Origin of the sequence: Solimonas variicoloris DSM 15731 (assembly GCF_000382285.1) — a bacterium.
Classification (GTDB): domain Bacteria; phylum Pseudomonadota; class Gammaproteobacteria; order Nevskiales; family Nevskiaceae; genus Solimonas; species Solimonas variicoloris.
On sequence record NZ_KB907958.1, the window covers coordinates 1 to 18,204 of the forward strand.

Annotated in this window: 14 protein-coding genes and 1 pseudogene; 6 read left to right on the top strand and 9 right to left on the bottom strand. The window is 67.3% G+C overall.

Going from position 1 to position 18,204, the window contains the following annotated elements; translation table 11 throughout:
• The 7 genes and pseudogenes from H149_RS24155 to H149_RS21730 all read right to left on the bottom strand — a co-directional run.
• Window positions 1–170, bottom strand: a pseudogene (locus H149_RS24155) (IS5/IS1182 family transposase); the annotation flags it as partial.
• 265 nt (window positions 171–435) lie between these two features.
• On the bottom strand, window positions 436–1,446 hold the full coding sequence (locus tag H149_RS0118575) for a CE1 family esterase (protein ID WP_020651269.1): 1,011 nt from the start codon (window positions 1,444–1,446) through the stop codon (window positions 436–438).
• Window positions 1,447–1,816: 370 nt separating this feature from the next.
• Window positions 1,817–5,224: a choice-of-anchor D domain-containing protein gene (locus H149_RS0118580; protein ID WP_020651270.1), complete on the bottom strand. Its 3,408-nt coding sequence runs from the start codon at window positions 5,222–5,224 to the stop codon at window positions 1,817–1,819.
• A gap of 3 nt (window positions 5,225–5,227) precedes the next feature.
• Window positions 5,228–5,956 (bottom strand): hypothetical protein, encoded by a 729-nt coding sequence (locus H149_RS0118585; RefSeq protein WP_020651271.1) that lies wholly within the window; start codon window positions 5,954–5,956, stop codon window positions 5,228–5,230.
• A gap of 124 nt (window positions 5,957–6,080) precedes the next feature.
• A complete protein-coding gene (locus H149_RS0118590) occupies window positions 6,081–7,418 on the bottom strand; it encodes a sigma-54-dependent transcriptional regulator (protein WP_020651272.1) in 1,338 nt (445 codons plus the stop codon).
• Window positions 7,419–7,425: 7 nt separating this feature from the next.
• Window positions 7,426–10,329 (bottom strand): sensor histidine kinase, encoded by a 2,904-nt coding sequence (locus H149_RS0118595; RefSeq protein WP_020651273.1) that lies wholly within the window; start codon window positions 10,327–10,329, stop codon window positions 7,426–7,428.
• Entirely contained in the window at window positions 10,326–10,514 is a 189-nt protein-coding gene (locus tag H149_RS21730; RefSeq protein ID WP_020651274.1) for a hypothetical protein, read from the bottom strand. The genes H149_RS0118595 and H149_RS21730 overlap by 4 nt, the downstream gene beginning before the upstream one ends.
• A gap of 214 nt (window positions 10,515–10,728) precedes the next feature.
• On the opposite strand from H149_RS21730, the gene H149_RS0118605 reads away from it, so the two are divergent.
• Window positions 10,729–11,928 carry a DcaP family trimeric outer membrane transporter gene (locus H149_RS0118605; RefSeq protein WP_026353315.1) on the top strand — a complete coding sequence of 400 codons (1,200 nt, stop codon included), beginning with the start codon at window positions 10,729–10,731 and terminating at the stop codon, window positions 11,926–11,928.
• Window positions 11,929–12,108: 180 nt separating this feature from the next.
• Here the strand turns inward: H149_RS0118605 and H149_RS0118610 are convergent, their stop codons facing one another.
• Entirely contained in the window at window positions 12,109–12,375 is a 267-nt protein-coding gene (locus tag H149_RS0118610) for a DksA/TraR family C4-type zinc finger protein (protein WP_020651276.1), read from the bottom strand.
• A 137-nt stretch (window positions 12,376–12,512) separates the two neighbouring features.
• On the opposite strand from H149_RS0118610, the gene H149_RS0118615 reads away from it, so the two are divergent.
• Both H149_RS0118615 and H149_RS0118620 read left to right on the top strand, forming a co-directional pair.
• Complete coding sequence (locus H149_RS0118615) at window positions 12,513–13,364, top strand: 23S rRNA (adenine(2030)-N(6))-methyltransferase RlmJ (protein ID WP_020651277.1); 852 nt, start codon at window positions 12,513–12,515, stop codon at window positions 13,362–13,364.
• Window positions 13,365–13,396: 32 nt separating this feature from the next.
• Complete coding sequence (locus H149_RS0118620; protein WP_020651278.1) at window positions 13,397–13,936, top strand: NUDIX hydrolase; 540 nt, start codon at window positions 13,397–13,399, stop codon at window positions 13,934–13,936.
• A 13-nt stretch (window positions 13,937–13,949) separates the two neighbouring features.
• On the opposite strand, the gene H149_RS21735 is transcribed toward H149_RS0118620, so the two are convergent.
• Window positions 13,950–14,519 carry a phosphatase PAP2 family protein gene (locus H149_RS21735; RefSeq protein ID WP_020651279.1) on the bottom strand — a complete coding sequence of 190 codons (570 nt, stop codon included), beginning with the start codon at window positions 14,517–14,519 and terminating at the stop codon, window positions 13,950–13,952.
• 332 nt (window positions 14,520–14,851) lie between these two features.
• On the opposite strand from H149_RS21735, the gene thiC reads away from it, so the two are divergent.
• The 3 genes from thiC to H149_RS0118645 form a co-directional block, all read left to right on the top strand.
• Window positions 14,852–16,741, top strand: coding sequence for a phosphomethylpyrimidine synthase ThiC (thiC, locus tag H149_RS0118630; RefSeq protein ID WP_020651280.1), 1,890 nt, complete (start codon window positions 14,852–14,854; stop codon window positions 16,739–16,741).
• 70 nt (window positions 16,742–16,811) lie between these two features.
• On the top strand, window positions 16,812–17,951 hold the full coding sequence (locus tag H149_RS22945) for an AAA family ATPase (RefSeq protein ID WP_083931131.1): 1,140 nt from the start codon (window positions 16,812–16,814) through the stop codon (window positions 17,949–17,951).
• Between the two features lie 12 nt (window positions 17,952–17,963).
• On the top strand, window positions 17,964–18,204 hold a 241-nt coding region (locus H149_RS0118645), incomplete at its 3' end, for a transposase (protein ID WP_020650852.1).

Below are 18,204 nucleotides of genomic sequence, written 5' to 3' on the forward strand. Positions count from 1 at the left end.
AACAGATCCAGGCCTTCGATCGGGCGTCCCTGCCGGTCCTGACGGGCAAAGCACGGCGCCAGCGCCGATTCGATCTCGGCCCACGGCATGCGGGTTGCCAATACCGCGAGCGGGTGACGCAGATCGATCATCGCATCCAGCCGGGCGCGGAAAAAGTCCGGGGTGGTCATTGAAAACCTGCGCTCCAAATCTTCCAGAAAGTGAATGCGATTGCACTGGAAACTGGAGGATTCGGCAAGGCCTCAAGGGTGCTCAGCCCGCGCCGGGTAAGGGGCGGGCGGGTTGTTCAGGGCCGACTATCGAGATTGAACGGAAACAGTGACTTGGCGATGACGCTCCCGGCGGGGTCGTTACCTAAGGTAACGCGGTGTCACGAAACGAAAGCGGCGCGGCGACCGCAGGGGCCGACGCGCCGCAAGACCCACAGGGAAGGATTCAGCGCGGGTGCGCGCTGAAGAAGTTCCAGAGTTCGGTGTTGGCCTTGAAGTCCTGGCTGGTCTTGCCGATCAGCGATTCGGACAGATACTGCCGGCCGCCCGGCCAGGTGTGTCCGCCGTTGCTGACCGTGTAGAGACGCACCTCGCCGCCGCTGCCGCAGCCGGTGTTGGTCTGCACGCTGGTGGTCGTGCCGTCGGCGGCGGTATCGGGCATCGCGGTGGTGATCGTCGCGCTCGCCGTGCAGTTGTGCCGCGACAGCCAGAACGCGTAGGCGTCCGGCGCCGACAGCACGCCGACACGACCGCCGGCATACGGCACGATCGGGTCGGCGGTGCCGTCGATGAACAGGATCGGGCGCGGCGTCGCCGGCGCGCAGGCCAGCGACAGTCCCTTGGAGATCGTGCCGGCCACCAGTGCGACGGCGGCGATGCGATCGGACAGCTCGCAGCCCAGGCGCTCGGCCATGAACGCGCCGCTCGACAGGCCGCTGGCGTAGAGGCGGTTCGCGTCGAGGCCGAGATAGCCGGTGAGAATGTCGATGATCTTGGCGTGGAAGCCGACGTCGTCGACGCCGGTCGAGTTGCCCGGATCATCGTTCCAGCTGCTGTTCACGCCTTCGGGCAGGATCGCCCAGTAGCCGCTGGCGACGACGCCTTCGCCGATGATCGTGAGGTTGGACTGCGCCTCCGGGGTGCCGCCGTTGCCGTGCAGGACCAGGAACGCGGCGGCGCCGGCGGTCGCCGGCTCCGGCCGCACGACCAGGAAGCGCCGCGTGGTGCCGTCGTGGACGAAGCTGATGTCGAAAGCGGCCGTCCCGCGCGGCAGCGTCAGCAGCCGGCCGTTCATCGTCACGACGGTGTTGGCGAACAGCTTGCCGGCTTTCTTGGTATCGGAGACCGTCAGATCGCCGATCGGACCGGTGTAGGCGCCGACGAAATTACTGACCGTGGTCGCCGCGAAGGCCGGGGCGGTTCCGAGCAGCGCGGCGAGCAGCATCAACATGCGCATAGATAAATCCTCCCATTTCGCTGACAGCGTAGAGCGCGGCAGCGCGCGCCGGGTCGCCGCTCATCTGTCTGCAAGCACACGTTGGGCGGGGTGTTGCGCTGCAGTACGCGCGCTACCGGCCGGCACCGACCGCTCGTCATCGATTTGCGCCCGTTCGGCCGCCGCGGGCTTCAGCTGGCGATGGCCGTGCTCGCCGCCTGGTTCCGGGCGTTGCTGCCAGCGGTTGTCGCTGCGGGTGCAGCGGCCGGTCCCGGAGCGGCATCCGTCCGCACGGCACCGCGATCATCGTCCTGATGGGGTCGTGGTGATCCGGGCGGGGAAACAAAAAAACGCCCGCCGGTCGGCGGGCGTTTGTCAGTCGCTTGCGGGCTCAGCGAAGCCGGCGCCGCAGGCCAAAGAGCGCACCAAGCACCAGCAGGCTGCTCCACGGCAGCGCGCCGCCGTTGTGCTTGCGTCCGCCGCTGCCGCTCATGGCGACGGTCGCCGTCTCGTCGTGCGCGCCGGTGAGGGTCAGCGTTGCGCTGGACGCCTCGGTCGAGGCCGGCGTGAACTTCACGTCGATCGTGAACGATTGGCCGGCTGCCAGCGCCGTCCCGTCTGCGACGCTCGAGTTGAAGGTGAACTCGGCGCCGTCGCTGTCGATCGACGACAGCGTGCAACCGGGACCGTCGGCGGCATTCTGGACCGTGATCTGCCGCGTCGCGCTGCTGCCTTCTCGTACCGTGCCGAAATCGAGCGTGCCGGGGTTCGTCTCGAACACGCAGTCGTAATCGGCGGATCCGCTCAGCGCTACTTGCTGTACCGGCTGCGTGTCATCGTTCGAATTCACGTCGAGTGTTCCGGTCGCCGGACCGGCCGCGGTCGGCGCGAAACTGAGCGTCACTTTGACGGTCTGGTCCTTCTCGACGAGCAGCGGCAGCGTCGTTGCGCCGATCGCGAACGGTGCCGCCGTGTCGAGCGCGGTGACGACACAGTTGTTGCCGCTGGCGGCGAGGGACAGCTCGGCGGTCGAATTGCTGCCGCGTGCAGTGAGCGGAAACTCGACGCTTGAAGGCGTCACGGCCAGCGCACAGGGAACGTAACCCTCCATGGCCGACGTGGCCGGGCTGTTGATGCTGCCGACGACATTGCGGATCGCCGAGCCGCCGTTGCCAAAGATCAGCAGACCTTCGACGACGAACGGCGGTGGCAGGTTCCGCGCCACGATCTCCGTCGTCGGGAAGCGCAGCGTCAGGACGTTGCTGCCGGCGGTCAGGTTCGAGGTCTTCTGCTGGAAGCCCAGTTCGTCGCCGAACAGGCTGCTGAGCCGCGCCGAGTACGTGTAGGTGCCGGCGGCGTCCACCTCGACCGGGAACGAGACCTCGATGGCTTCGATGCCGTCGGTGCCGTTCTCGTCGATGCCGCGCGACGATTCGATGGCGCCGACCAGGACCGGGTTGTGCTCGAAGATGGTGTGGTCGTACCCAGGCGTGGTCCGCGTCAGCGTCGATTCGCCGACCAGCTGCGAGCTGTCGACGCGGATCGCGCTTGCTTTCACGAGCGTGTACGGGCCGTTCTCGCCGCTCAGGTACAGCTCGTTGCCTGGGAAGCTGAGCACGCCGGATACCGCCTCGGCTGCGCCGGCCGTGAGACGGCCGACACCGATGACGCTCTGTCCGCCCGATGTGCGCAATTCGCCACGAATGTCGTAGTCGCCCGGTGCCGGTGCTGCGAGCGCGACCGGTACCTGCAGCACGTCGATCAGACCGTTGCCGTTCGTATCGAGGGTGGTGACCGCGCTCGCCGTGTCGCTGCTCAGGGTCACCGCGGGATCGATGACCGGGAACAGCACATTGCTGACGCGGGTGCCGCTCGCCGTCTGCGCCGTCAAGGTCATCAGTACGGTGCCGGCGGCATCGGGCCGCAGCACGCCGGTCAGGTCGCTGCCGTCGACGGTGAGCGGCACCGTTGCCTGATGGGCGTCGGCGTAGGTGACTGTCACCGAGCCACCGGTCAGCGCCAGCGCGGCGGCGTTACGCGTCATTGAGAAGCGCAAGCTCATATCAGCGCCGACGACGCCGATTTCGGGCATCGCATAGATATACGCCGCGTCGCTCAGACCGGCTGGGAAAGCCGACAGTACGAGCTTGCTGTTCGCGGTCGTGCGCGTCGCTTTGACGATCACGCGTGCGGTGCCGGTCTGCGTCGAACTGATCGTGCCCTGGATCAGACCCAGCGAACCCAGTCCGAGATCGCCGATCGTGGCGCCGGTGCCGGACGTCGGCGTGACGATGTCGCCGTTCGGAAGACGAAGGCTGATGTCGTACTGCGCAGGGTCGCCGGCGAAGGCGATGGCAAACGATTCGCCGCCGCCACCGGCAAGCGGGAACTCGAGCGTCGCTTCCGCGCCGACGGCGACCGACGCCATCGATTGCGCGAGCATCACGGCGCCCATGTTGCCGTCGCTGGTGCCCGCCACCTTGCGCTTGTTGCTCGTGCCCTGCGTATCCGCGGCGAGTGCGTAGCTGCGCAGATACTGGTCGTAGACCAGACGCGACTTGTTCATGCCGGTGTGGCAGCTGTCGTCGCTGCTGCTGTTCAGCGGTCCGAGCTTGGTCGCATACGACAGGCCATGTGCACTGCCGAGCGGCACGATGCCGTCGTTGTCGCCGAGCAGCCACGTCCAGCCCGACAGCAGGCAATTGCCGCCGGTATGCACGCCGGCGAATGAAATCGTCGGCACCGCCGGGTTGGCACCGTGCCGGGCGTTGAAGTACGCCATGTAGGTGGTCGACAGGTTGATCAGCGCCGGATTCAGGGCCGACGCCAGGACACCGCCGAGCCAGTACTGGAGAACGGTGCCGACGTCGGCGGCCGGACTGCCCTTGTTGGGTGAGCCGACCTGGATCAGGCGCACGACATCGTCGTCGTAGGCGCCGCTCTCGATATAGCCGCGCGAATCGAGGCCGCCCTTGGAGTGGCCGATCAGCTGTACGCGCTTGATGCCCCAGGCCTGCTTGTACGCGGCGATCTTGGATTTGATGTCGCCGGCGTTGTCGGCGATGGAGTCGAAGCCGCCGATGCTGATGTCCGAACCGGAGTTCTGCACGCCGTCGTCGTTGAGTCCCTGCAGGACGCCGCCGCCGGCCCAGGCGCCAGGCCCGTCGGACAGAAAGCCGTGCAGGAGCAGCGCGGGCACAGGGGCCTCGATCGTCACGGCAACCCAGTCGATGCCGGTGCACCAGTTCTCGTCCGATCCGCTGGCGGTATCGATGTCGATCTGCAGGACGTTGTCGCCCGGCGTGCCGGCGCTGCCGAAGTTCAGTAGGCCGACCGGTATCTTGAATTCGTTCAGATACCAGGCGTTGTTGTAGCCGTTCAGATACGGGCCGACGCCGGCGGCGTTGTCGATGTTCGTGCCGTTGAGCGAGATGAGGTCGCGCTCCGGCGGAATCGAACTGCCCCCGCCGTCGTAATCGACGTCATAGGCCGGGAAGAAGATGCGCGCGGTCGCGCCGAGGCCGCCCTTGGCGACCAGATTGGCGATGGTGTCGGAGAGCACGCGCGGAATTTTCAGCGTGATGACGAGCGGCCCGCCGCTGCGGAAGGTGCAACCGGTGTCGAGCCCGGAACCCGAGTTGACGACGAAGGTCGTGTCGCTCTCGACGGGCGGCGCGATATTCGATGTGGTGTTCTTCGGCGCAATCGACTTGGCATGAAGCGGCGGCGGCTGGTCACGGTCGGAAGCCGAGGCCACCCCTGCCGCCAGCATCAGCGACATCAGTAGAACGAAGCGCATGATCTATCCCCCTGGTGTGATAGTAGGCGCCGGGCATCGGAGAAACGTTGCCTGCACGTCGCCCGGTCGCCACGTGGAGGCGGAGAACCCGGTGCCGCGTTGCGCGCGGTCGAGTTCGAAAACGAAGGCCCAGACGCCGTTGGCGGCCAGGATCAGATTCTCCAGATACTGGGATTGCTGCGCGCCGCGCGGCAGTCGCCCGCCGTATTCGCCGTTCCAGAACTCGATGCCGTAGAACACATCACGGCCGGTGTTGTTCTGCAGGTCGATGAAGGTGCGCAGCCAGCCCAGTGGACGCGCTTCGTCCGCCTGCGCACGATTGACGACGAGCATCGGGCACGGCGTGTCGCTGCGCAGGGCGCGGCGGATGTCGCCGGCGCGGCCGAGATCAGCGGGCAGCGCCGTGCGGTCGGAAACGCTGTGCACACGCGAATCGTGACGGTGTGCGGACGGCGGCTCCCAAATGCCGAATGCGCGGCCGTCGCGAACGCTGACGAAGAGTTCCTGCGCGGCGGGCTGCGGAGCTTGCCGCCGCAGGCAAATGCCGGATTCGCCGTCGCGGCTGCAGGCGCCGTCGATGATGTCGGGCAATGGCCAGCTTCCGAACAGCTGGCGGATCTGCGGGACGGCATTGAAGTCGATGCGGGTCTGCGCCGTCGCGACGACGGGCAGCATCGCCATCCCCAGCAGGATGGCGCCGCTCCAGCGTGTGCCGTGATGCCGTGCCGTCATGATCGCTGTCCACCGGACTCGAAACAGGCCGTGGGCGTCAAGAATACGTATGGACACCCGTCGGAATGAGCGCCAGCTCACGCTTCCAGGGGCGTCTCCGCAGGCAACTGTGAACTGTTCGGCCTCAGCCGCGGCTGCGTGGCAGGTTCATCTTGCCGCGGCGCTCCCAGAGCGTCTTGCGGCTGATGCCGAGCGCGCGCGCCAGATCGGATTCGGTCATCGCGTCCTGATTGGTGAGCACGAACTGGCGGAAGTAGTCGTCGAGGCTCTGGCCGCTGCCGGCGGCGGCGAGCGGCGCGGCGGCGGCCGGTGCCGAGTCGGGAATCGCCAGATGCTCGGGCTCGATCGCCGGGCCGTCGCAGAGGATCACCGCGCGTTCGAGTGCGTTGCCGAGTTCGCGTACGTTGCCGGGCCAGTCGTAGCGACGGATCGCGGCGAGTGCGCGTTCCGAAAGACGCAGGCCGCCGCGGCTCAGGCGCTGGGCGGCGCGCTCGAGCAAATGCCGGGCGAGCAGCTCGACGTCGTCGCCGCGCGCGCGCAGCGGCGGCAGCGTGATCTCCATGACCTTGAGGCGGTAGTAGAGATCTTCGCGAAAGCTCTTGTCGCGCACCATCTGCTCCAGATCGCGGTGCGTCGCGGCGAGCAGGCGTACGTCGACCCGCCGTGACTGCGTGCTGCCGACCGGGCGGATCTCGCCTTCCTGCAGCACGCGCAGCAGGCGCGACTGCACGCCGGGCGCCAGCTCGCCGACCTCGTCCATGAACAGCGTGCCGCCATGCGCGGCGGCGATCAGGCCATCCTTTTTCTGCGTCGCGCCGGTGAACGCGCCTTTCTCGTGGCCGAACAGTTCAGCCTCGATCAGGTTGTCGGGAATCGCCGCGCAATTGACGGCGATGAACGGGACATCCTTGCGCGTGCCGAGATCGTGGATCGCGCGTGCCACGAGTTCCTTGCCGGTGCCCGATTCGCCGCGGATCAGCACGGTGACGTCGGCGCCGGCGACGCGGCGCACGCGGTCGAAGACCTCACGTATCGCGGTGCTGTTGCCGACCATGCCGAGCGTCGGATAGTCGCGGCCGAGATCCTGCTTGAGCGCCGCGTTTTGCCGAGCCTGCAGGCCGCTTTTCAGGATGCGGGCGATCGTCAGCAGCATCTCGTCGTGGTCGAAGGGTTTGGCGATGTAGTCGGCGGCGCCGAGCTGCATGGCCTCGACCGCCGAACGGATGCTGGCGTAGCTGGTCATCACCAGCACCGGCGTCGGTGCCGCGCGCGGGATCAGATCGGTGCCGGGCGCGCCCGGCAGGCGCACGTCGGCGATGACGAGATCGAACTGCGACGGCCCCAGCGACTCGGCTTCGGCGACGCTGCCGGCTTCGGCGATCTGGTAGTCGTGCCGCGCGAGCAGGCGGGCGAGCTGGCGACGGATGACGGCTTCGTCTTCGACGATGAGGATGCGGCTCATGGCGGTCTCAGGTCAGGATGCCCTGCAGCGATTCGGATGCGGCCGGCAGGCGCAAGGTGAAGGTGGTGCCGGCGCCGGCGTGGCTGGCGACGGTGATGCTGCCGCCGTGATCGGCGACGATGCGGAACACCAGCGGCAGGCCGAGTCCGGTGCCGCGGCCGGGTTCCTTGGTCGTGACGAACGGCTCGAAGATGCGATCGAGCAGCGCTTCCGGAATACCGCTGCCCCAGTCCTGCACTTCGACCGTGACGCTGGCCGCGCCGCGCGTGGCGCGGATCTCGATGCGGCCGCCGGCCGGCGAGGCGTCGGCGGCGTTGGCGAGCAGGTTGAGGAAGACCTGCGTCAGGCGCGCGCGATCGCCGTCGACGGCCAGCGCCGGCGGCACGCGATTGACGAAGGCGATGTCGCGGCCGGAACGCGACAGGCGCACGAGGCGGATCGCCTCGTCGACCAGGGCCGCGAGTTCGAGGCGGTCGAGCGTGCGCGTCTCCGGCGCCGACGGCCGCGCGAAGCTGAGCAGCGACTGCACGATGTCGCTGATGCGCCGCGACTGCGCGAGGATTTCGTCGATGCCCTGCTCGCGCTCGTGTGGATCGTCCTCGTCGCGCAGGTTCTGCGCGATGCAGGAAATGCCGGTCAGCGGATTGCCGATCTCGTGCGCGACGCCGGACGCCAGCGTGCCGATCGACGCCAGCCGCGCGCTGTGCGCAAGCTCGGCTTCGAGCTGCTGCTGCTCGGTGAGATCCTCGACCAGCAGCACCAGGCCGGCCGTTTCGCCGCCGGCTTCGCCGATCGCTTCCTTGTGCAAATTCAGCCAGCGCGTGCGGCCGGCCAGCGTTGCCTGCTGCTTGTAGAGGTGCGGCGTGTCGGCGTCGATCAGGCGCGTGAACAGGGCCTGCCACGGCGGCGGCAGCTCGTCGACGCGAGCGCCGAGCATGGCGTCGGCCGGCAGGCCGGCGATCTCCGCCATGCGCTCGTTCCACAACAGCACCTCGCGCTGCGGGCCGAGCGAGCAGACGCCGACCGGCAGGTCCTGCAGGATCTGGCGATGGAAGCGGCGCAGGTGATTGAGTTCGGCGGCCAAGCCGCGCAGGCGATCCTGCGAGTGCTCCAGTTCCTCCTCGACGAGGCGCCGCCGCGGCGCCGCGGCTTCGTCGCTGGCCAGTACCTCGCGCGCGAGCTGCGGACCGACCAGGCCGGACAGGTTGCGTTGCAGACGTTCGAGCAGGAAGTGCAGCTGGCGCGGCCGGCGCTCGGTATCGTCGAGCTTGAGATCGGCGAGCGCGCGCGCCAGCTCGGCCTGCGCGGCTTCCGGTCCGAGCGCGGCACCGATGCGCGCGCGCAGCTCGGCGATGCCGAGCGCCTGCGGGCGCTCCGACAGCAGCAGCACGGCATCGAGACGACAGGCCTGATCGGCGGCCTGCTCCTTGGCGCTCGGCGCCGCGAGCAGCGAGCCGAGCGCGAACAGCAGCACGTTGACGGCGAGCGACCAGAACGTCGCGAACAGCCAGGGATCCTCGTCGTGCAGCGGCAGGCCGGCGAGCGGCGACGGCGAGCCGAAGGCCAGCGGCCAGACCAGGATCAGGAACCACATCGACATGCCGCCGCTGACCCCGGCGAGGAAGCCGACGCGGTTGGCGCGCGGCCAGCTGAGCATCGCGATCACCGCCGGCAGGAACTGCGTGACCGCGCAGAACGAGATCAGGCCGAGATGGACCAGCCCGGAGGTCTTGCGCATCGTTGCGTAAGCGCCGTAGCCGGTGAAGATGACCACGGCGATCAGCACGCGGCGGCCCCACAGCAGGCGCCGGTACAGATGCTGCGACGGCGGCGCGCCGCTGTTGACCCAGAGCGGCAGGATCAGGTGGTTGAGGCACATCGCCGCCAGCGCCAGGCTCTCGACGATGATCATCGCGCTCGCCGCCGAGATGCCGCCGATGAAAGTCAGGAACGTCAGCCAGCCGCCGCCGCGCTGCGCCAGCGCCAGCGCGTAGTAGTCCGGCGGTACGTCGAGCCCCGACGCCTGCCCGGCCCACAGCAGCACCGGCACGGCGAGATTGAGCAGCAGCAGGAACAGCGGGAAAGCCCAGCTGGCGACGCGCAGGCCGTCGGGATTGATGTTCTCCGCAAACAGCATGTGGAACTGGCGCGGCAGCAGGAACGCGGCCGAGAACGCGAGCAACAGCAGCGTCGTCCAGCTGCCCTCGCGCAGCGGCGCCTGCAGCTGCGCGACCGCCTGCGGATGCGCGGCGAGCCAGGCCTGCAGCCCGGCCGGGCCGCCGAACACGCCGAACAGCGCGAACGCGCCGCAGGCCGCGAGCGCGATGAGCTTGATCAGCGACTCGAAGGCGATCGCCACGACCAGGCCTTCGTGCTTCTCGCGCGGCGTGACGTTGCGGGCGCCGAACAGCACCGCGAACAGCGTCACCGTCGCGCAGAACACCAGCGCCAGCATGCCGGTCGACGGTTCGCGCGTGAGCACCTGTGCCGAGCTGACGACCGCCTGGATCTGCAGGGCGATGTACGGCAGCACGCCGACCAGCATGCAGACCGTCACCAGCATGCCGGTCCACGGGCTCGAATAGCGGAACGCGAACAGATCGGCGAGCGAGGCGAGCTGGTAGTCGCGCACCAGGCGCAGCAGCGGTTGCAGCAGCACCGGCGCGAGCACGAAGGCCAGCGTCACGCCGACGTAGATCGTCAGGTACAGATAGCCTTGCGTCGCCGCGAAACCGGCGCTGCCGTAGAAGCTCCAGGTGGTGGCGTAGACGCCGAGCGAGAGCGCGTAGGTCAGCGGATGGCGGACCACGCGCTGCGGCAGCCAGCCGCGCTCGGCGGCGTAGGCGACGACGAACAGCACGGCCAGATAGCCGAGTCCGGCGAGGAACAGCTGCCAGAGTTCGGTCGTCATCGCGGCGCGCGCGTGCGCAGGACGGCGATGGCGGCGATCACCGCGAACCAGGCCGCGTACAGCCACCACCACGGCCGGCCGGCGCCGGCCCAGACCCACAGCCCCGGCGGCAGCAGCACGCCGAGGGCGATCAGAAACAAGATCACGGCGCGGTCGTTGCCGCTGCCGCCGCTATCGCGCTGCATGGCGCGTTCTCCTCTCCGCATCTGTTACCGAGCGTAACAGGCCTCGGTTCCGGAATGTGACAACGGCGTTGCGCGCCGGTCGGCGTTCGCCAGACAAGCCTTTGCTTTATATGGGAATCGACGTTCCGTTCCGGCATGGCATGCGGCTTGCCCCTTCATCGTTGCACCGGCGCTTTCCGTGCCGGCGACGACATAACAAGCTGGAGGAGACTAGATGAACAAGCTAGGCATAGCCGCCGCTGCCGGCGTGCTGTTCGCGGCGCACGCCGCGCAGGCCGCCGAGACCAAGTTCGGCGATACCAACGTGACGATCGGCGGATACGTGAAGCTCGACGTGCTCGCCAGCCGCTTCTCGGACGGCGAGGTCGGCCAGGGCACGGCGCGCGACTTCTACGTGCCGAGCGCGATCCCGGTATCGGGCGGCAGCGGCGAATCGCACAGCACGCTCGACCTGCACGCCAAGGAAACGCGGCTGTTCATCAAGACCGACACGCCGGTCGAGGGCCACAAGCTCGGCACGCTGATCGAGTTCGATTTCATCAGCGGCCAGATCAACCCGACCATCAACGGCGCGGCGAGCGGCGCCGGCAACGAGAACACCACCAACGCCTACAACCCGGCCTTGCGCCGCGCGTACATCACTTTCGACAACTGGTTGTTCGGCCAGGACTGGACCACGTTCATCAACCTCGGCGCGATTCCGGAGACGCTGGACTTCGTCGCCTTCCCGTCGGAAGGCACCGTCTTCGCGCGCCAGCCGCAGGTGCGTTACACGAAAGGCGGCTTCGCGATCGCGCTGGAGAATCCGCAGACCACGGTCGCCGGCGTCGGCGCGACCGACGACAACATCCTGCCGGACGTCACGGCGCGCTACGGCTTCAAGCTCGGCAGCGCCGAACTGAACGTGGCCGCCGTGCTGCGCCAGCTCAAGATCGACAATGCCGCGGTCGCCGGTCCGCCGGCGGTGCCGGCGCGCGACGACACCGCGTTCGGCGGCGGCGTCAGCGTCTCCGGCAAGATTCCGCTCGGCAAGGACGACATCCGCTTCATGCTGACCGGCGGCGACGGCATCGGCCGCTACGTGGCGCTCGGCACCGCGACCGACGCCGTGCTCGACGGCACCGACCTGAGCACCGTGCCGGTCTACGCCGGCTACATCGCCTACCGCCATCCGTGGACCTCGCAGCTGCGCAGCTCGCTGGCGATCTCCGGCCTGAGCGTCGACAACGACGAGAATCTGGTCAATACGGCGACGACGACCAAGACGGTCTACAGCGCCGCCGTCAACCTGCTGTACTCACCGGTCAAGACGCTGACGCTCGGCGCCGAGTTCCGTCACGCGCATCGCGAGGTCGAGAACGGCGACGACGGCAATCTCGATCGCCTGCAGTTCTCCGCCAAGTACATGTTCTGAGGCATCAGACCCGCGGCGGCGCCTCGGGGCGTCGCCGCGGCCCGGCATCACGATCCCCCCCGAGGAAACCGGCACTGCGAACCTGAGCGCGTGCCGGATTTGTCCCGCGGCCACCGCTTCGTCCCCCCGTCGTGGCCGCGGCTTTTTTTGAATTTGCGCGGGCGCAGGCCAGGCGCTGCCTCAGCGCAGCTGGCTGTCCTTGCTGCCGCGGCGGTTGTAGCCGCTCAGATTCTCGGGTCTGCGATCCTGCGCTTCCTGGCAGGCCACGCACAGGCGCACGCCGGGGATTGCCGTGCGGCGCGCCTCGGCAATCGGTTCGCCGCATTCCAGACAATGGCTCAGGCTCGGTCCGTCGGCCAGCTTGCTGCGCGCGCGCAGCACCGCGTCCTGCACGGTCGCGTCGATCTGATCCTGCACGGCGCCGTCGTGCGCCCAGCCGGTGGCCATGATGAAACTCCTGCCGATATGGCGATCGGTCGCGTCAGCCGGCCGCCAGCATAGCGCCGTGCGGCGGCGCTGCGCGCGGCGGGGGACGCGGCCGCTGCTCGCTATACTGCCGGCCCTCGTCGTTCACGGATCCGCGCTTGCACTACCAGCATCGTTTTCACGCCGGCAATTTCGCGGACGTGTTCAAGCACGTCCTGCTCTGCGGCCTGCTGCGCGCGCTGAACCGCAAGGAGACCCCGTGGGCCTACATCGAGACCCACGCCGGCGGCGGCGACTACGACCTGCGCAGCGCCGCGGCCGAACGCACCGCCGAGTTCCACGACGGCATCGCCCGCCTGCTGCCGATGCGCGACGCGCCGGCGCCGGTCGCCGCCTATCTCGACATCGTGCGTGCGATGAATGGCATCGCCGACGGCGGCGGCGAGCTGCGCCGCTACCCCGGTTCGCCGTGGTTCGCGAGCCAGCTGGCGCGCCGCGATGATCGCATCGTGCTGTGCGAACGCGAGCCGGCGATCGCCGCCGAGCTGAAGGCCGCGCTCGGCGCCGATCCGCGCGTCGCCGTGCACCAGCGCGACGGCTACGAAGTGCCGGCGCTGTTGCCGCCGCGCGAGAAGCGCGGGCTGGTGCTGGTCGACCCGCCGTTCGAGCGGCCCGACGAGTTCGACGCCGTCGCCGCGTTCCTGCAGCGCGCCCAGGCGCGCTTCGCCAACGGCGTCTACGCGGTCTGGTATCCGTACAAGAAGCGTTTCGACACCGAGCGCTTCCTGCGCCGCGTGCGCCGCGACGGCGCGCGCGAGGCAATCAACTACACGCTCGAGACCGGCGCGCCGAGCGCGGGGCAGATGCATGCCTGCGGTGTGCTCGTCGTCAATCCGCCGTACGCCTTCGTCACCGAGATCGAACCGGTGCTGCCGTGGCTCGCCGAGATGCTGGCGCAGGGGCCGCAGCCGGCGGCGCGTGCCGAGCGCTGGGTGCCCGGCAAGCCGTGAAAGCGCAAGCAACCTTTTCCTTTCAGCCGATCATGAACGCCGATACGCCCGTCATCGAAGAACTCCATCGCGGCAAGTTCCTGCGCCTGCTGCGCGACCGCCACTGGGAGTACGTCTCGCGCGTCAACAGTGCCGGCGCCGGCTTCATCGCCGCGCTGACCTCGGAGCACGAGCTGCTGCTCGTCGAGCAGTACCGCCTGCCGCTGCAGGCGCGCACGATCGAGCTGCCGGCCGGCATGATCGGCGACGAGGCGGATTTCAAGGACGAGAGCATCGAAGCCTCGACGCTGCGCGAGCTCGAAGAGGAAACCGGCTATCGCGGCGCGCGCGCCGAGATCCTGCTGTCGGGGCCGGTCGCCGCGGGGCTGACCAGCGAGATGCTGCACCTCGTGCGCATTCGCGATCTGGTCCGTGTCGGCCCGGGCGGCGGCGTCGCCGGCGAGGACATCACCGTGCATCGCGTGCCGCTGGCCAAGGTCGACGGCTGGCTGCGCGACAAGGCGGCCGAGGGCCTGCTGATCGAGCCGCGCATCTACGCGGCGCTGTACTTCATCCAGCGCGACGGCGCCTGACTGGCGCGCCGCGTCAGGGCGCGAAGTCGAGGTGCAGCTGCAGGCCGACGGTGTCGCGGTCGATGATCGGCGCGATGCTGAGCCGGTGCGCTTCCTGGTAGGGCGTGGTGATCAGCTTGGAGACGCCGATCGCCAGCGCGCAGCCGGCGATGACATCGCGCCAGTGGTGGAAGTGCTCGTCGACGCGCGAGTAGCCGGTGAACAGCGCGGTGCCGTACAGCGGCAGGCCGTACTGCCAGCCATAGCGGTCCGACACGAACGCCGCGGCCGAGCAGGCGGCCGAGGTGTGACCGGACGGAAACGAACCGTCGTGGCCGTTCGGGCGCTCGCCCCAGCTGGTGTTGTCGAACGCGTACTTCAGCGCCTGCGTCGCGGCGAAGGTCGCGGCGAAGTTGTAGGCGTATTCCTTGGTGCCCTGATAGTCGCCCTTGTACAGCGTCACGCCGGTGGCGATCAGCGGATTGAGGATCTGGAAGATGTCGCCGGCGGCGCGATCCGGATCGTCGCGGATCTCGGTCATCAGATCCGCCGCAGCCGCCGTGCCCGAGCCCAGCACCAGCGCCGCGACCGCCGCGGCGTTCAAGCAAACCTTCCTGTTCACGGCATCGCCATTCCTGAATTGCGTCGGCCGCGACTGTGCCGGCGGCCACGTCAAGAGGCGGTGCACGGCACGTCAATGGAATGTCGAGGCCGGCCGCGGCGCTCCGAACGGCAGGTTTTGCGCCGACCGGCGGGCGGGTTAAGCTAGCCGTTCGTAGCCGGGGGTGCCGACGTGAGCGTCGGCTGAGATGACACCCTTGGAACCTGGCCGGTCGAACCGATTCCCCCAACCGGCGAAGGGAAGGCTCGCCGGGCGTGATTCGCCCGCCGGCGCGCATCCCTTCGTCCGCTTTACATGTTTTCGAAGGTGTGCCCATGAACGCCGTCCCGCAGGACCTCTTCCGCAAGGCCGACGAGCTGTCCGCCGAAGTCCGCCAGCCGTTTCCGGCGAGCCGCAAGATCTACGTCGAGGGCGCCGGCGACGTCCGCGTGCCGATGCGCGAGATCACGCTGTCGGCGACGCGCAGCGCCGGCGGCATCGAGCCGAACCCGCCGGTCACCGTCTACGACACCTCGGGGCCGTATTCCGATCCGGACGTGACGATCGACCTGCGCGCCGGCCTGCCGGCGCTGCGCGAAGCCTGGATCGAGGCGCGCGGCGACACCGAGCGGCTCAAGGGCCCGAGCTCGATCTACGGCCGCATCCGCGCTGCCGACGACAAGACTGCCGAGCTGCGCTTCGAGCACATCCGTGCGCCGCGCAAGGCCAAGCCCGGCGCCAACGTCAGCCAGATGCACTACGCGCGCCACGGCATCGTCACGCCGGAGATGGAGTTCATCGCGATCCGCGAGAACTGCCGCCTGCAGGAACTGCGCGAGAGCTACGAGAAGGCCGGCTATCTGCGCCGCCAGCACGCCGGCCACGGCTTCGGTGCCTTCCTGCAGAAGGAGATCACGCCGGAGTTCGTGCGCGATGAAGTCGCGCGCGGCCGCGCCATCATCCCCGCCAACATCAACCACCCGGAACTCGAGCCGATGATCATCGGCCGCAACTTCCGCGTGAAGATCAACGCCAACATCGGCAACAGCGCCGTCACCAGCTCGATCGCCGAGGAAGTCGAGAAGATGGTGTGGGCGACGCGCTGGGGCGGCGACACGGTGATGGATCTGTCGACCGGCAAGAACATTCACGAGACGCGCGAGTGGATCCTGCGCAACTCGCCGGTGCCGATCGGCACCGTGCCGATCTACCAGGCGCTGGAAAAGGTCAACGGCAAGGCCGAGGACCTGACCTGGGAAATCTTCCGCGACACGCTGATCGAGCAGGCCGAGCAGGGCGTCGACTACTTCACGATCCACGCCGGCGTGCTCTTGCGCTACATCCCGTGGACCGCGAACCGCGTCACCGGCATCGTCTCGCGCGGCGGCTCGATCATGGCCAAGTGGTGCCTCGCGCATCACCAGGAGAATTTCCTCTACACGCACTTCGAGGAAATCTGCGAAATCATGAAGGCCTACGACGTCAGCTTCTCGCTCGGCGACGGTCTGCGTCCGGGCTCGATCGCCGACGCCAATGACGAAGCGCAGTTCGGCGAGCTGCACACGCTCGGCGAGCTGACGCAGATCGCCTGGAAGCACGACGTGCAGGTGATGATCGAAGGCCCCGGCCACGTGCCGATGCAGATGATCAAGGAGAACATGGACGAGCAGCTCAAGCACTGCTTCGAGGCGCCGTTCTACACGCTCGGGCCGCTGACCACCGACATCGCGCCCGGCTACGACCACATCACCTCCGGCATCGGCGCCGCCAACATCGGCTGGTACGGCTGCGCGATGCTTTGCTACGTCACGCCCAAGGAACATCTCGGCCTGCCGGACAAGGACGACGTGCGCGAGGGCATCATCACCTACAAGATCGCCGCGCACGCCGCCGACCTCGCCAAGGGCTTTCCCGGCGCGCAGGTGCGCGACAACGCGCTGTCCAAGGCGCGCTTCGAGTTCCGCTGGGAAGACCAGTTCAACCTCGGCCTCGATCCGGAGAAGGCCAAGGAATTCCACGACGAGACGCTGCCGCAGGAAGGTGCCAAGCTCGCGCACTTCTGCTCGATGTGCGGCCCGCACTTCTGCTCGATGAAGATCACGCAGGACGTGCGCGAATACGCGGCCAGGGTCGGCGCCGACGAGGCCGAGGCGCTGCAGCGCGGCATGGCCGAGAAGTCCGAGGAGTTCCGCAACAGGGGCAGTGAGCTCTACCGGACTGAGTAAATTTCAGCGGAAGCAGCTTGGGCGATGAGTGCGTGGGTGCCAAACAAAAGCAGCCGGAGTGCTAGCGGTTATGCTTACTAAATTAACAATTCGCAATTTCAAGCTGTTTGATGAAGTTGAACTAGAGCTTGGAGACCGGGTGGTCTTGATCGGCCCGAATAACGCTGGAAAAACGTCCGCACTTCAGGCGCTAGCACTATGGGATATCGGTGTCCGACGGTGGATCGAAAAGCGCGGGGCCGGAAATGTTCCAGAGAAGCGCCCGGGCGTCACCATTAACCGACGAGACCTAATCTCCGTGGCGGTTCCGGCTGCAAACCTTCTATGGCGTGACTTACGCACACAAGAGTCGAGCCGTCAGAACGGCACGCAGAAGATATTCATCGACATCATTGTTGAAGGTGTTTTTCAAGGTAAAAGTTGGGTATGCGGACTTGAGTTTTACTACGCCAACGAAGAGTCTCTTTACTGCAGAGCGATTCGTCTTGCAGACGATCGTCGCATGGAGGTTCCTGACGCTGCCATCGAAAGGCGAATCGCTTATTTGCCTCCAATGTCTGGTTTGGCTGCTAACGAGGACCGGCTTGACCAGGGGGCAATTAACGTTCGTCTCGGTGAGGGGCGTACGGCGGAGGTGATGCGAAATCTCTGCTGGCAGGTCTTGCAAGGGGAGAATGGGCAGGTCAAGTGGGATCGGCTGATGAATCGAATGCTGGCTCTTTTCGGAATTCGTCTCAATCCTCCGCAATATATTAGCGAACGGGGAGAGATAGTAATGTCTTATTTGAGTCCTCGTGGAACAGAGCTCGATATATCTTCGAGCGGGCGCGGGCAGCAGCAAACCCTGCTCCTATTAGCACATATGACTGCAAATCCTGGTGCTGTTCTGCTGCTTGATGAGCCCGATGCGCATCTGGAAATTCTCCGTCAACGGCAGATCTATCAAATCTTGACAGAAACAGCGGCGGAAACCCGGAGCCAGATCGTGGCGGCCAGTCACTCGGAAGTTTTGCTCAATGAGGCGGCGGACCGGGACATTGTGATCGCGTTTGTTGGGAAGCCGCATCGCATCGACGATCGCGGGAGCCAAGTTACAAAGGCACTCAAGGAAATTGGCTTCGAGCACTACTACCAAGCGGAAGAGACGGGCTGGGTCCTATATTTGGAAGGGTTGAACCGCCCCGACTATCTCGGAGGCTCCACTCTTTGAGAGGATGGAGCTATGAGCAAGAAGCAGACGCGGTATTCACCGGAGGTCAGGGAGCGCGCGGTGCGGATGGTATTCGAGCACCGTGGCGAGCACGGATCGCAGTGGGCGGCGATCCAGTCGATTGCGGCGAAGATCGGCTGCGAGGCCGAGACGCTGCGGCTGTGGGTTCGCCGGCATGAGCGGGACCACGGGCTGCGGCCCGGCGTGACGACGGCCGAGCAGGACCGGCTCAAGCAGCTGGAGCGCGAGGTGC